The organism is Streptomyces sp. NPDC092952 (assembly GCF_044754785.1).
Lineage (GTDB): Bacteria > Actinomycetota > Actinomycetes > Streptomycetales > Streptomycetaceae > Streptomyces.
In genome coordinates this window covers 55,047-67,084 of sequence record NZ_JBIVPT010000027.1, presented here as the reverse complement: position 1 = coordinate 67,084, position 12,038 = coordinate 55,047, and the positions used below count along the sequence as shown (strand labels likewise).

At 71.3% G+C, this 12,038-nt stretch carries 10 protein-coding genes, 1 pseudogene and 1 riboswitch; of the genes and pseudogenes, 6 read left to right on the top strand and 5 right to left on the bottom strand.

From position 1 onward, the window contains the following. Positions 1 to 341: 341 nt before the first annotated feature. Positions 342 to 470, bottom strand: coding sequence for a hypothetical protein (locus tag ACIQGQ_RS34200; protein ID WP_402403597.1), 129 nt, complete (start codon positions 468 to 470; stop codon positions 342 to 344). Positions 471 to 861: 391 nt separating this feature from the next. Here ACIQGQ_RS34200 and ACIQGQ_RS34195 point away from each other — a divergent pair, with 391 nt between their 5' ends. After that, positions 862 to 2,136, top strand: coding sequence for a cytochrome P450 (locus tag ACIQGQ_RS34195; protein ID WP_402403594.1), 1,275 nt, complete (start codon positions 862 to 864; stop codon positions 2,134 to 2,136). Between the two features lie 164 nt (positions 2,137 to 2,300). Then, positions 2,301 to 2,690 (top strand): annotated as a pseudogene (locus tag ACIQGQ_RS34190) (Scr1 family TA system antitoxin-like transcriptional regulator); the annotation flags it as partial. Between the two features lie 279 nt (positions 2,691 to 2,969). On the opposite strand, the gene ACIQGQ_RS34185 reads toward ACIQGQ_RS34190, so the two are convergent. The 4 genes from ACIQGQ_RS34185 to gcvT all read right to left on the bottom strand — a co-directional run bounded on the left by ACIQGQ_RS34185 (position 2,970) and on the right by gcvT (position 7,446). Continuing rightward, entirely contained in the window at positions 2,970 to 4,352 is a 1,383-nt protein-coding gene (locus ACIQGQ_RS34185) for an L-serine ammonia-lyase (RefSeq protein ID WP_402403591.1), read from the bottom strand. Between the two features lie 139 nt (positions 4,353 to 4,491). Continuing rightward, entirely contained in the window at positions 4,492 to 5,751 is a 1,260-nt protein-coding gene (gene glyA, locus ACIQGQ_RS34180; RefSeq protein ID WP_366299245.1) for a serine hydroxymethyltransferase, read from the bottom strand. 22 nt (positions 5,752 to 5,773) lie between these two features. After that, on the bottom strand, positions 5,774 to 6,151 hold the full coding sequence (gene gcvH, locus ACIQGQ_RS34175; protein ID WP_402403587.1) for a glycine cleavage system protein GcvH: 378 nt from the start codon (positions 6,149 to 6,151) through the stop codon (positions 5,774 to 5,776). A 179-nt stretch (positions 6,152 to 6,330) separates the two neighbouring features. Then, positions 6,331 to 7,446 (bottom strand): glycine cleavage system aminomethyltransferase GcvT, encoded by a 1,116-nt coding sequence (gene gcvT / locus ACIQGQ_RS34170; RefSeq protein ID WP_402403584.1) that lies wholly within the window; start codon positions 7,444 to 7,446, stop codon positions 6,331 to 6,333. A gap of 140 nt (positions 7,447 to 7,586) precedes the next feature. Further along, a riboswitch (glycine riboswitch) is annotated at positions 7,587 to 7,684 on the bottom strand. A gap of 164 nt (positions 7,685 to 7,848) precedes the next feature. Here gcvT and ACIQGQ_RS34165 point away from each other — a divergent pair. The 4 genes from ACIQGQ_RS34165 to ACIQGQ_RS34150 all read left to right on the top strand — a co-directional run bounded on the left by ACIQGQ_RS34165 (position 7,849) and on the right by ACIQGQ_RS34150 (position 11,949). After that, complete coding sequence (locus ACIQGQ_RS34165) at positions 7,849 to 8,544, top strand: AAA family ATPase (RefSeq protein ID WP_402403582.1); 696 nt, start codon at positions 7,849 to 7,851, stop codon at positions 8,542 to 8,544. Between the two features lie 157 nt (positions 8,545 to 8,701). Next, complete coding sequence (locus ACIQGQ_RS34160; protein ID WP_366299241.1) at positions 8,702 to 9,472, top strand: enhanced serine sensitivity protein SseB; 771 nt, start codon at positions 8,702 to 8,704, stop codon at positions 9,470 to 9,472. A 167-nt stretch (positions 9,473 to 9,639) separates the two neighbouring features. Continuing rightward, positions 9,640 to 10,419, top strand: coding sequence for an enhanced serine sensitivity protein SseB C-terminal domain-containing protein (locus ACIQGQ_RS34155; RefSeq protein WP_366299240.1), 780 nt, complete (start codon positions 9,640 to 9,642; stop codon positions 10,417 to 10,419). A gap of 516 nt (positions 10,420 to 10,935) precedes the next feature. After that, a complete protein-coding gene (locus tag ACIQGQ_RS34150; protein ID WP_352280720.1) occupies positions 10,936 to 11,949 on the top strand; it encodes an ABC transporter permease in 1,014 nt (337 codons plus the stop codon). Positions 11,950 to 12,038: the final 89 nt, after the last annotated feature.

Here is a 12,038-nt window from a genome sequence, read left to right as displayed (position 1 = left end):
CTTCGACGACAGCGTCGTCAGAACCTGCGACCCCATGTCGAACTTCATCCAGTCCCCCTGCCAACCCGATCGACAACCGATCAAACAAACGTCCCTACCATCCCTATCAATCCAGCCACGACCGAAGCAATCCGAGCCTTGGCACGTGAACCCGTTGCGACAGGGCCGCAGCGCGTTCCGGACGGAGCCGATGAAGTGCACGAACGCGGTACCTGGGCGATCCGGCGGACGGATCGGGCCTGCCCGGCGTCGCAGGGATCCGGGAAACCGGCGGCAGTTCTTCACGCCACGTACACAAATGGCCAGGTCCGGCGGCTACGAGGAGGGGTGCGGCCCCGCCGCTATGCCAGTGCCTCGATGTACGCGGCGGCGGACGATGCCGCGCGACGCAGGTACTCGCGCATCAGCGGGGCGCGCGATTCGGCGGGCTTGTACGTCGCGGAGCTGTTGCCCCGGTCGATGGAGCGCAACCGCTCCCGGAGGGCGGCCGGCGACGGTTCGCCGCTTGTCCCGTGATGCCCTTCCCGGGACCCCGTCCCTCGTCCTCGGTCACGTCCCGGACCCATCGCTGTGTGGTTGATCACCGCTGCCGGTACAGGGAGGGGACGGGGCCGGGAGCGGGGGTATGAACCAGGCATAGGGCGCATACCCATGGCCGTCGGAACCGTCCCGGCACCGCCCCGGAGCCATCCGCTCACGTACTGGGACAGAATGCCGTGCGGTCACCGGCTGCCGAGCGCATCCTGACCCGCCGTTCGTACGTCCTTATCCGTGCCCCCACCCGCTTTCCGTATCCGCTTCCTCCCGTCCGCACCCGGCGTGCGGGCCGAACGACGAGCACTGGAGTGCAGATTGACCGCGATGACGTTGCGTTCCCGTATCACCGCCCGGATCGGGCGCAGCTATCTGTCCCGGATCCAGAAGCACGGAATCGGGTCCTCCACGGTCCGGCTGCTCCCCGACGACCTGCTGATGATGCTGCGCCGGAACGGGCTCGACCCGGTGGACAAGCTCGCCAGGACCAGGGCGAAGCGGCCCGTGCACAAGGTCTCGCTGCCGTTCGGCATGGACGCCTGGGTGATCACCGGCTACCAGGAGTCGAAGGCCGTCCTCGGTTCGGCGGACGGCTTCAGCACCGACTTCGCCCACCTCGCGACGAATGCCGGGGTGGCCGCCGAACAGAGCCCCGGCGGGCTCGGCTTCAATGATCCCCCGGTCCACACCAGGCTGCGCCGCATCCTGACACCGGAGTTCACGATGCGTCGGCTGCGGCGGCTGGCGCCCAGGATCGACGCCATCGTGGCGGAGCGGCTGGCCGCGATGGAGGCCGCTCCGGGCCCGGTCGACCTGGTGAAGGAGTTCGCGCTGCCGATCCCGTCGCTCACGATATGCGAGCTGCTCGGGGTGCCCTACGAAGACCGGGCGGACTTCCAGCAGCTCGCCATGGACCGCTTCGACCTCTTCGCCAGCACGACCGCCCCCTTCGGCGCGATGTCGGAGTCGATGGAGTACTTCCGGGGCGTGGTCAGGGAGCAGCGGCGCAACCCCGGCGACGGGCTGCTCGGCATGATCGTGCGGGACCACGGCGACGACATCGGCGACGACGAACTCGCGGGCCTCGCCGACGGCGTGCTCACCGGCGGCTTCGAGACCACCGCCAGCACGATCGCGCTCGGCTCGCTCGTACTGCTCCGCGATCCGGACGTGCGGGAGCGGATACGTACCGACGACGCGGCGGCCGCCCCCTTCGTCGAGGAGGCGCTGCGCTACCTCTCCGCGGTGCAGATCGCCTTCCCGAGGTTCGCCCGGCGGGACATCGAGATCGGCGGGGTGGTGATCCCCGAGGGCGACATGGTGCTCTGCTCGCTGAGCGGCGCCAACCGGGACGCCTCGTACATCACCGACGACGGCCGCTTCGACCTGGACCGCGTCCCCGCCACCGGTCACCTGGCCTTCGGCCACGGCATCCACCGCTGCGTCGGCGCCGAACTGGCGCGGATGGAGTTGCGCGTCGCCTACCCGGCCCTGGTCCGGCGCTTCCCCGCGATGCGGCTCGCCGTCCCGCAGCAGAGCCTCGCCTTCCGCAAGCTCTCCATCGTCTACGGGATCGAGGAACTGCCGGTGCACCTGCGCTGATTCGGCGGTGCGGAGGGCGACGGGGGGCCGCCGGGGCGGCACCCCGCTCGGGTGTGCCCGTTCTCTCGGCATGTCCGGACCCCATGTGACCGGCCTCAGGGGGACGCAATGAGCCGCACGGTCCGGAGCGGGGCAGGCGATTGCCCGCGAAGATCCGCACGCCGGTGGCGGCGCCTCTGCGCGACGGCCCGAGCCCGGACAACGGCTCTCCGGCCCGTTACCGCGACGAGGCGTCCGACAAGCCGCCTGCTCCAGTCCTGGAAGGTGGCCGACCCGTCCCGGCCGGTCTCGATCACGGTGCCCGGCCACGAGACCGTGGCCGAATCCGGGACCGGCGCGGGCTCACGGACGACGTCGAGGCCGCCGTCGCCCCACGGACGGAACGTCAGCGGCTCTTCTCCGACCCCTCGAAGAAATACATGTACGTCCTGGAGGAGTCGGTGCTCCACCGCGAGGTGGGGTCGGCCGGTGTGATGGCCGAACAGCTCGGGCGGTCGCTCGGCACCGCCGTACCGCCCAACGCGCCCATCGGCATCATCCCGGGCCCCGCCGAGCGCGGCCCGATGCCAGCCGTCGAGGACTTCTGGATCTTCGACGAGCGCCAGGCCGACGTGGAGCTCGTATCCGCCTGCCTGACCGTCAAGCAGAGGCGCGAGGTCGGGGAGGCGGCCGGGCACGGCCGCCATGTCGTCAAGATCAGCGCCGCGGCGCTGAACTCCCACGCCCGAGGCGGCTCCCGGCCGGTGCCGGACGGTGTCGCGGACGGCCGGGAAGGGCGCGCGGGGCCGCTTCCGGGGAGACGGCCCCGCGCGCCCGCAGCCGTCTCCGCCCCGTCAGCACTCGATGATGTTCACCGCGAGTCCGCCCCGGGCGGTCTCCTTGTACTTGACGCTCATGTCGGCGCCCGTCTCCTTCATGGTCTTGATGACCTTGTCGAGGGAGACCTTGTGGCTGCCGTCGCCGCGCAGCGCCATCTTCGCCGCCGTGACGGCCTTGACCGCGGCCATGCCGTTGCGCTCGATGCACGGGATCTGGACGAGACCGCCGACCGGGTCGCAGGTCAGGCCGAGGTTGTGCTCCATGCCGATCTCGGCCGCGTTCTCCACCTGCTCGGCGGTGCCGCCGAGCACTTCCGCGAGGGCGCCCGCCGCCATGGAGCAGGCGGAGCCGACCTCGCCCTGGCAGCCGACCTCGGCGCCCGAGATGGAGGCGTTCTCCTTGAAGAGCATGCCGATGGCACCGGCCGCCAGGAGGAAGCGGACGACGCCGTCCTCCTTCTCCGCCCCGGTGGCGCCGCCGGCCGCGAAGTTCATGTAGTAGTGCAGCACCGCCGGGATGATGCCCGCGGCGCCGTTGGTGGGCGCGGTGACGACCCGGCCGCCCGCCGCGTTCTCCTCGTTGACCGCCATCGCGTAGAGGGTGATCCACTCCATGGCGTGGGTCTGCGGGTCGCCCTCGGCGCGCAGCTGGCGGGCGGTGGTCGCGGCGCGGCGGCGGACCTTCAGGCCGCCGGGGAGGATGCCCTCGCGGGACATGCCGCGCGAGACACAGGCCTGCATGACGTGCCAGATGTCCAGCAGCCCGGAGCGGATCTCGTCCTCGGTGCGCCAGGCCTTCTCGTTCTCCAGCATCAGCGAGGAGATGGACAGGCCGGTCTCCTTCGAGAGCCGCAGCAGCTCGTCGCCGGTCCGGAAGGGGTACGTGAGCACGGTGTCGTCGAGGACGATCCGGTCCTCGCCCACCGCGTCCTCGTCGACGACGAAGCCGCCGCCGACCGAGTAGTAGGTCTTCTCCAGGAGCAGGGCGCCGTCGCGGTCGAAGGCGTGGATGCTCATGCCGTTGGCGTGGTACGGGAGGGCCTTGCGGCGGTGCAGGACCAGCTGCTCGTCCGCGTCGAAGTCGATCTCGTGCATGCCGAGCAGGTTGATCCGGCCGGTGGTGCGGATGTGCTCCACCCGCTCGTCCGCCGACTCGACGTCCACCGTGCGCGGCGACTCGCCCTCCAGGCCGAGCAGGACCGCCTTCGGGGTGCCGTGGCCGTGGCCGGTCGCGCCGAGCGAACCGTACAGCTCGGCGCGTATCGAAGCGGTGTGGGCGATCAGGCCCTCGTTCTTCAGCCGGCGAGCGAACATACGGGCGGCGCGCATCGGGCCGACCGTATGGGAGCTGGACGGGCCGATGCCGATCGAGAACAGGTCGAAGACCGAGATGGCCACGGGGACTCCTCAGGGGGCTGGTAGACGTCGTTGTCTGCCGGGTGGTGCCGGGTGGTGCCGGGGTGGGACAAGGGTGGGGGCACCGCGCCCACGAGAGTGCGCGCGGTGCCCCGCCCGGTGGTGCGAGCCGTTTCCCGGATCAGCCGAGACCGGGGTACAGCGGGAACTTCTCGGCCAGCGCGACCACGCGGGCCTTCAGCGCGTCCGTGTCGTACGACGGCTTCAGCGCGGCGGCGATGATCTCCGCGACCTCGGTGAAGTCCTCGCTCTGGAAGCCGCGGGTGGCCAGGGCCGGCGTACCGATCCGCAGACCCGAGGTGACCATCGGCGGGCGCGGGTCGTTCGGGATCGCGTTCCGGTTGACCGTGATGCCGATCTCGTGGAGCCGGTCCTCGGCCTGCTGGCCGTCCAGCTCGGAGTTGCGCAGGTCGACCAGGACCAGGTGCACGTCCGTGCCGCCGGACAGCACGGAGACGCCGACCTCGGTGACGTCCGGCTGGACCAGGCGCTCGGCGAGGATGCGGGCACCGTCCAGGGTGCGCTGCTGGCGCTCCTTGAACTCCTCGGACGCGGCGACCTTGAAGGAGACCGCCTTGGCCGCGATCACGTGCTCCAGCGGACCGCCCTGCTGGCCCGGGAAGACCGCGGAGTTGATCTTCTTGGCCAGCTCCTGCGTCGACAGGATGACACCGCCGCGCGGACCGCCGAGGGTCTTGTGCGTGGTGGTCGTGACGACGTGGGCGTGCGGCACCGGGTTGGGGTGCAGGCCCGCGGCCACCAGGCCCGCGAAGTGGGCCATGTCGACCATCAGGTACGCGCCGACCTCGTCCGCGATCCGGCGGAAGGCGGCGAAGTCCAGCTGACGCGGGTACGCGGACCAGCCGGCGACGATCAGCTTCGGCTTGGACTCCTTGGCCAGCCGCTCGACCTCGGCCATGTCCACGACGCCGGTCTCGTCGACGTGGTACGGGACCACGTTGTAGAGCTTGCCGGAGAAGTTGATCTTCATGCCGTGGGTCAGGTGACCGCCGTGGGCCAGGTTGAGACCCATGATCGTGTCGCCCGGCTTGAGCAGCGCGAACATCGCGGCGGCGTTGGCCTGCGCACCGGAGTGCGGCTGGACGTTCGCGGCCTCGGCGCCGAACAGCGCCTTGATCCGGTCGATGGCGATCTGCTCGACGACGTCGACGTGCTCGCAGCCACCGTAGTAGCGGCGGCCGGGGTAGCCCTCGGCGTACTTGTTGGTGAGGACGGAGCCCTGGGCCTCCATGACCGCGACCGGAGCGAAGTTCTCCGAGGCGATCATTTCGAGGGTGGACTGCTGGCGGTGGAGCTCGGCGTCGACGGCGGCGGCGACGTCCGGGTCCAGCTCGTGGAGGGAGGAGTTGAGAAGCGACATCAGGTGGTCCCTTGGGGTCTCTTTAGTTGCCGGAGAACTCGGTGTACTCGTCGGCGGAGAGCAGGTCCTTCGGCTCCTCCGCGACGCGTACCTTGAACAGCCAGCCGCCCTCGAAGGGTGCGGTGTTCACCAGCGACGGGTCGTCCACGACGTCCTGGTTGAACGCGGTGACCTCACCGGACACGGGCGAGTACAGGTCGCTGACGGACTTGGTCGACTCCAGCTCGCCGCAGGTCTCGCCCGCGGTCACCTCGGAGCCGACCTCGGGAAGCTGGGCGTAGACGACGTCGCCGAGGGCGTTCGCCGCGTACTCGGTGATGCCGATCGTGGCCACACCGTCCTCGACGGCCGACAGCCACTCGTGCTCCTTGCTGTACCGCAGCTGCTGGGGGTTGCTCATGGTCTGAATTCTCCTGTACGCGGGGGAGTGCTGATGAACGGTGGTCTTACGGTGTGAGACGCGATTACGTCACTTCTGTGAAGTCGCCGCGCCGTTTCCTCCGGCTCGGCCGCGTCGTTCCTTCGGCACGGCCGTGCCGGTTCGCTGGGGCGCCGGCGGGGTTCCCGGTGCCCGGCGCGTCACTTCTGGCGCTTGTAGAACGGCAGCGCCACGACCTCGTACGGCTCGTGGCTGCCCCGGATGTCCACGGCGACGCCCTCGGTGCCCGGCGCGGCGTGCGCGGCGTCGACGTAGGCCATGGCGATCGGCTTGCCCAGGGTGGGCGAGGGGGCGCCGGAGGTGACCTCGCCGACGACCTCGCCGCCGACGGTCACGGGGAAGCCGGCGCGCGGCACCCGGCGGCCCTCGGCGACCAGCCCGACCAGCTTGCGCGGCGGGGCGGTCTCGGCGCGCCGGGCGGCGGCCTCCAGGGCCCCGCGGCCGACGAAGTCGCCCTCCTTCTCGAACTTCACGACCCGGCCGAGACCGGCGTCGAACGGGGTCAGTCCGGTGGTCAGCTCGTGCCCGTACAGCGGCATGCCCGCCTCCAGGCGCAGCGTGTCGCGGCAGGACAGCCCGCACGGGACCAGCCCGCGCGAGGCGCCCGCCTCGGTGAGCGCCTTCCACAGCTGCTCGGCGTCGGCGGGGGCGACGAACAGCTCGAAGCCGTCCTCACCGGTGTAGCCGGTACGCGCGATCAGCGCGGGGACCCCGGCGACCGTGCCCGGCAGTCCGGCGTAGTACTTCAGGCCGTCCAGGTCGGCGTCGGTGACCGAGGCCAGGATCGCGGGGGACTCCGGGCCCTGGACGGCGATCAGCGCGTACGCGTCGCGGTCGTCGCGGACCTCGGTGTCGAAGCCCCCGGCCCGCTCGGTCAGCGCGTCCAGCACGATCTGGGCGTTGCCCGCGTTGGCGACGACCATGTACTCGGTCTCACCGAGCCGGTAGACGATCAGGTCGTCCAGGATGCCGCCGTCCTCGGCGCAGATCATCGTGTAGCGGGCCCGGCCCACGGCGACGGTGCCGATGTTGCCGACCAGCGCGAAGTTCAGGAAGGCCGCCGCCCCGGCGCCGGTGACGGTGATCTCGCCCATGTGCGACAGGTCGAAGAGTCCGGCCCGGGTGCGCACCGCGTTGTGCTCGTCGCGCTCACTGGCGTACCGCAGGGGCATGTCCCAGCCCGCGAAGTCGGTCATGGTCGCGCCCAGCGAACGGTGCAGGGCATCGAGGGCGGTGAGGCGGGGTGCGGTGCTCATGAGTGTGACTCCCGGAACATGACGACAAGGACGATCCCTCCCCATCTGTCATCGGAACCTGAGAGGTTCGCCGAGAGCCCCGGACGGGTTCGGCTTGCACCTTGGGTGGAGCCGCGAAGCGGCCCGCTTTTCAGATCTGCCTCATCCACGCGGTACGGGGCCTGAGAGATTCAAGGGAGGAACTTGCTCCTTCGGCGCCCGGCACGGACAGTGACCGGGACTCTCCCGCGCGGATTCAAGCGGCCTTTATGCAGTTGGCGGGGTCATCATCGCACGCATCGCGCCGGAATGGGGCCCCGGTCCCCCGGCGGAATCCACCGGCACGGGCGGTTGTGCCGCATTACCTTTTCTTTACACTTCAGGGGCATGGGGCTGGGGTGGGCCGACCGATGGGGGAGGGCGATGACGTTGCAGCGGTACGCGACGACCGCGGGGGTCGCGCGGGGCGCGCCGGCCGGGCGGCCGGGGGACGCGGTCCGGGCGGTGCCCGCCGGGTTCGCGCCCGTCGTGCGGGACCTGCGCGCGAGGGCCGGGCGGGGCCCGCGCGGGCTGCGCTTCGCGGCGGGGGACGTGGTGGTGGTCTCCGGGCTGCCCGGCAGCGGGAAGTCGACGCTGATCCGGCGGGTGGTGACGACCGCCCACGCCGTCGATTCGCAGGACGTCCGGGACCGCTGGGCGAGGGTGATGCCCCGGTTATTGCCGTACGCCCTCTACCGCCCGCTGGTCCGCCTCGACCACTACTGGGGGCTGTGGCGGCTGCTGCGCTCGGGAGAGTCGGCCGTCGTCCACGACTGCGGGACCCAGTCGTGGGTACGCGGCTGGCTGGCCCGGGCCGCCCGGCGCCGGGGCCGCCTCCTGCACCTGGTCCTGCTCGACGTCGACCCGCGGACCGCCCGGGAGGGGCAGCGCGAGCGCGGGCGCGGGGTGTCGGCGTACGCCTTCGCCCGGCACCGCAGGGCGGTGGGCCGGCTGCTGGCGGCCACGGCGGACGGGGTGCTCCCGGCCGGCTGCGCCTCGGCGGTGCTCCTGGACCGGGAGGCGGCGGGGCGGATCGGGCGGATCGTCTTCACGGCCGACCGGCCGCGGGCGGGGGCCTGACCGAGGAACGGCCCGGGGAGCCGGCGGCCGATGTCCGGTGCGGCCGGGAGCCGGGAGCCGGGCACCGGGCGCTGGCCGCGGGGTCGCCCCGGGCCGGACGCTAACCTTCTGCGCGGAAGCGCGGAAGCGTGGGTGAGAAGGGGAAGCAGGGGAAGCAGTGGACATTCCGGCGCAGGCCCAGGCGCATCCGCAGAGCGGGTGGCCGGCCAACGAGCTCGAAGAGGTGCTGATGGCCTCGGTCGGCAACCCGGAGGCGGGCGGCCGCCTCGTCGAGGTGCTCGGCCGCAGCCAGGTCTGGGTGCCGTTGCCCAACGGCGGCGGACCGGACTCCCCGTCCCTCGACCTGCCGACGATGGAGCTCGACGGCGCCGCGTACGTCCCCGTCTTCAGCTCCGAGCAGCAGTTCCTCGCCTGCGTCGGCAGCCACCTCTCCTTCACGGTCGCGCCCGCCCGCGACTTCGCCCGCGGGCTGCCGCCGCAGCTCGGCATCGTGGTGAACCCGGGCGGCGCGGTCGGCATGCCGCTGCCGCCGCCCGCCGTCGCCGAGCTCTGCCGGATCGGCCGCACCCCGCTGGACGGCCCGGCCAGCGGCGGCCGGGTCCGGCTGTTCGAGCCGGACTGGCAGGAGGAGCCCGTCGACTTCCTCGCCGCGGCGGCCGGGGAGTTCGAGGAGAGCGGCGTCGTCCTCACCGCCCGGCGGGCCCTGGCCAGCATCGAGGGCGGCGACCCCGTCCTCTTCGTCGGAGTGGAGTTCTCCACCTGGGAGGGGGCCGGGCGGAACGCCCCGATGGACGCCCTCGGCCGCGCCCTGGGCCGGGTCGAGGTGCCCTGGCCGGTCAACCTGGTGCTGCTCGACGTCGCCCAGGACCCGGTCGGCGACTGGATGCGGGAGAAGGTCCGGCCGTTCTACCAGCGCGCGGGCCAGTAGTACCTTTCCGGCCGCGCCGGACCCGGACACCGGCGCGCCCCCTGGCGTCAAGTCGGTGTCATGACCGGCGCATAAGCTGGTTTCATGGCGGGTGCCTCGGCACCGGCCGCGCCCGTGTGCCCGGGAGCGGCCGGGCGGCACAGTGGATCGAAGAGGGGCGGGACCAGGTGAGTGCGTCAGGCACCGCGGCGGCCGGGCAGGTCGAGCACATGCTGCGCCAAGTGACGCCCGGGCGCTACGACGCGTACGAGGCGCTGCTCCAGGCACTCGCCCACGGCCGGATCTGGATGCTCCTGTGGCAGGGCCAGGCCGGATCGCCCGACGCCCAGTACGGGAACATGGAGGTGGACGGCCTCGGCTACGCCCCCTGTGTGACCTCCGCGCAGGAGCTCTCCGCCAGCGGCTGGAACCGCGCCCACGAGCTGGTCGACGGCGTGGACATCGCCCGCGCCCTCTTCCCCGACCGCTGGGGCATCTGGCTCAACCCGCACGCCCCCGGCGGCGGCGTCGGCATCCCCTGGCTGGACCTGCGCCGGATCGCCACCGGCCTCGACCGGATGCCCGCCGGCCCGCTCCGGCTCACCGAGCCCGCCATCGAGATCCCGCAGTTCTACGCCCTGCTCACGCAGACCGCCCACCGCACCCCCGCGGTCCGCTCGCTGCGCCGCGCCTGGGTGCAGCCCGCGCTCGGCGCCCCGTACCTCACCATCGGGCTCGACCTCTACGACACCTCCCCGTCCTCGGTGGACGCGGCGCGCACGATGATGCAGCAGTCGATCTCCGCCGTCCCGGACGGGCTGCCCGTCTCCACCGTCGCGATGTCCGACGAGTACGACCCGGTCGCGATGTGGCTGCGCGCCAACGCCCGCCCGTTCTACGACCGCGAGGCGCACGCCCCGGCGGCCCCCGCCACGGGATACGGCTACCCGCCGCAGTCCGCGTACTGATACCGGCCTGCCCCCGCCCAGGGAGCGGTGGGGCCCGTCCCCGCGTCGGCCGGCGCCGGTCCACGTACCGGCGGCAAAGCCCCGAAGCGCACCGGAAGCCCCGAAAAGCGGAATGTGACATTACGCTTCCACTCCTTCGTAACGTGCGCATATGCCACCAACCCCTCCCGTCCCGGAGGGTGTTCACCCCGTTCCGGACCCATCACGCCTTCAATGTCCGGGATTTGAGTGCCGCGCACCCCTGGTGGTGATTGCGCGCCGATTCTGCGGGACTGCCCCCTTGTTCCTCAACTGACCCGCGTTCGACGGTCGTTAGGCGGCGTCCGGATAACGGAACACCCAGGACCGCATCACGGTTAGGCATCCATTCGCCTGCCGGTATGGCTACCTGTAGTGACGGCAATGAAGACTCCCGCAGCAAGGGCGTCTTGCCGCTCGCGTACGACTGACTGATCCGCGCCGCCACTGCGGCCAGTTCGGCCCGGCCACCGCCGGTTGAGAGGGGTCCTTGCCACGATGACGGCACCACTGCACGAGCCGACCAGGGAAGCGGATCCGGACGCGGTCGGCGGCCCCGCGGTCGACTCCGTCGACTCCGGGGCGAAGAAGGTAGAGGGGCGGTCGCTCAAGCAGATCGCCTGGAGCCGTCTGAAGCAGGACAAGGTCGCACTGGCCGGCGGCATCACCGTTCTCGTCCTCGTTCTGGTGGCGGTCTTCGCGCCGCTGATCGTCAGCCTGCTGGGGCACCCGCCGAACGACTTCCACCAGGACAAGCTCGACCCGCTGACCAACCTCCCCCAGGGCAGCCTGGGCGGGATGAGCGGCGACTTCCTCTTCGGCGTCGAACCCAACAAGGGCCGCGACATCTTCAGCCGCATCGTCTACGGCGCCCGGATCTCCCTGCTGGTGGCGTTCCTGGCGGCCCTGGTCGCCGTCGCGCTCGGCACCCTGTTCGGGATCATCGCCGGGTACTTCGGCGGCTGGATCGACTCGGTGATCAGCCGGATCATGGACGTGCTGCTCTCCTTCCCGCAGCTGCTCTTCATCATCTCCCTGGTGTCGGTCCTCCCCGACGACCTGCTCGGCCTCACCGGCAGCGGCGTGCGCATCGCCGTTCTCGTGGCCGTCATCGGCTTCTTCGGCTGGCCCTACGTGGGCCGCATCGTCCGGGGCCAGACGCTCTCGCTGCGGGAACGCGAGTACGTGGAGGCGGCCCGCAGCCTCGGCGGCGGACGGACCCACATCCTCTTCCGCGAGCTCCTGCCGAACCTGGTGGCGCCGATCACCGTCTACGCGACGCTGATGATCCCCACCAACATCCTCACCGAGGCCGCGCTCAGCTTCCTCGGCGCCGGTGTCCGCCCGCCCACCGCCTCCTGGGGCGGCATGCTCCGGGACGCGCTGGAAACGTACGAGCACGACCCGATGTTCATGGTCTTCCCCGGCGTGACGATCTTCATCACCGTGCTGGCCTTCAACCTCTTCGGGGACGGGCTGCGCGATGCTCTGGACCCCAAGGGAACCCGATAGCCCACGACCTGCCCCTGCCGCATCGTCAGGTGGCTCTTTCCATGGTTCTTTGGCAAGCAACTGCCTGGGACCGCGATCTCGGAGGTTGC

What these genes read in the sequence shown, in the direction of transcription:
- ACIQGQ_RS34195 (WP_402403594.1), top strand. Translation starts at nt 862, where the DNA reads ATGACGTTGCGTTCCCGTATCACCGCCCGGATCGGGCGCAGCTATCTG.
- glyA (WP_366299245.1), bottom strand. Translation starts at nt 5,751, where the DNA reads ATGTCGCTTCTCAACTCCTCCCTCCACGAGCTGGACCCGGACGTCGCC.
- gcvH (WP_402403587.1), bottom strand. Translation starts at nt 6,151, where the DNA reads ATGAGCAACCCCCAGCAGCTGCGGTACAGCAAGGAGCACGAGTGGCTG.
- gcvT (WP_402403584.1), bottom strand. Translation starts at nt 7,446, where the DNA reads ATGAGCACCGCACCCCGCCTCACCGCCCTCGATGCCCTGCACCGTTCG.
- ACIQGQ_RS34165 (WP_402403582.1), top strand. Translation starts at nt 7,849, where the DNA reads ATGACGTTGCAGCGGTACGCGACGACCGCGGGGGTCGCGCGGGGCGCG.
- ACIQGQ_RS34150 (WP_352280720.1), top strand. Translation starts at nt 10,936, where the DNA reads ATGACGGCACCACTGCACGAGCCGACCAGGGAAGCGGATCCGGACGCG.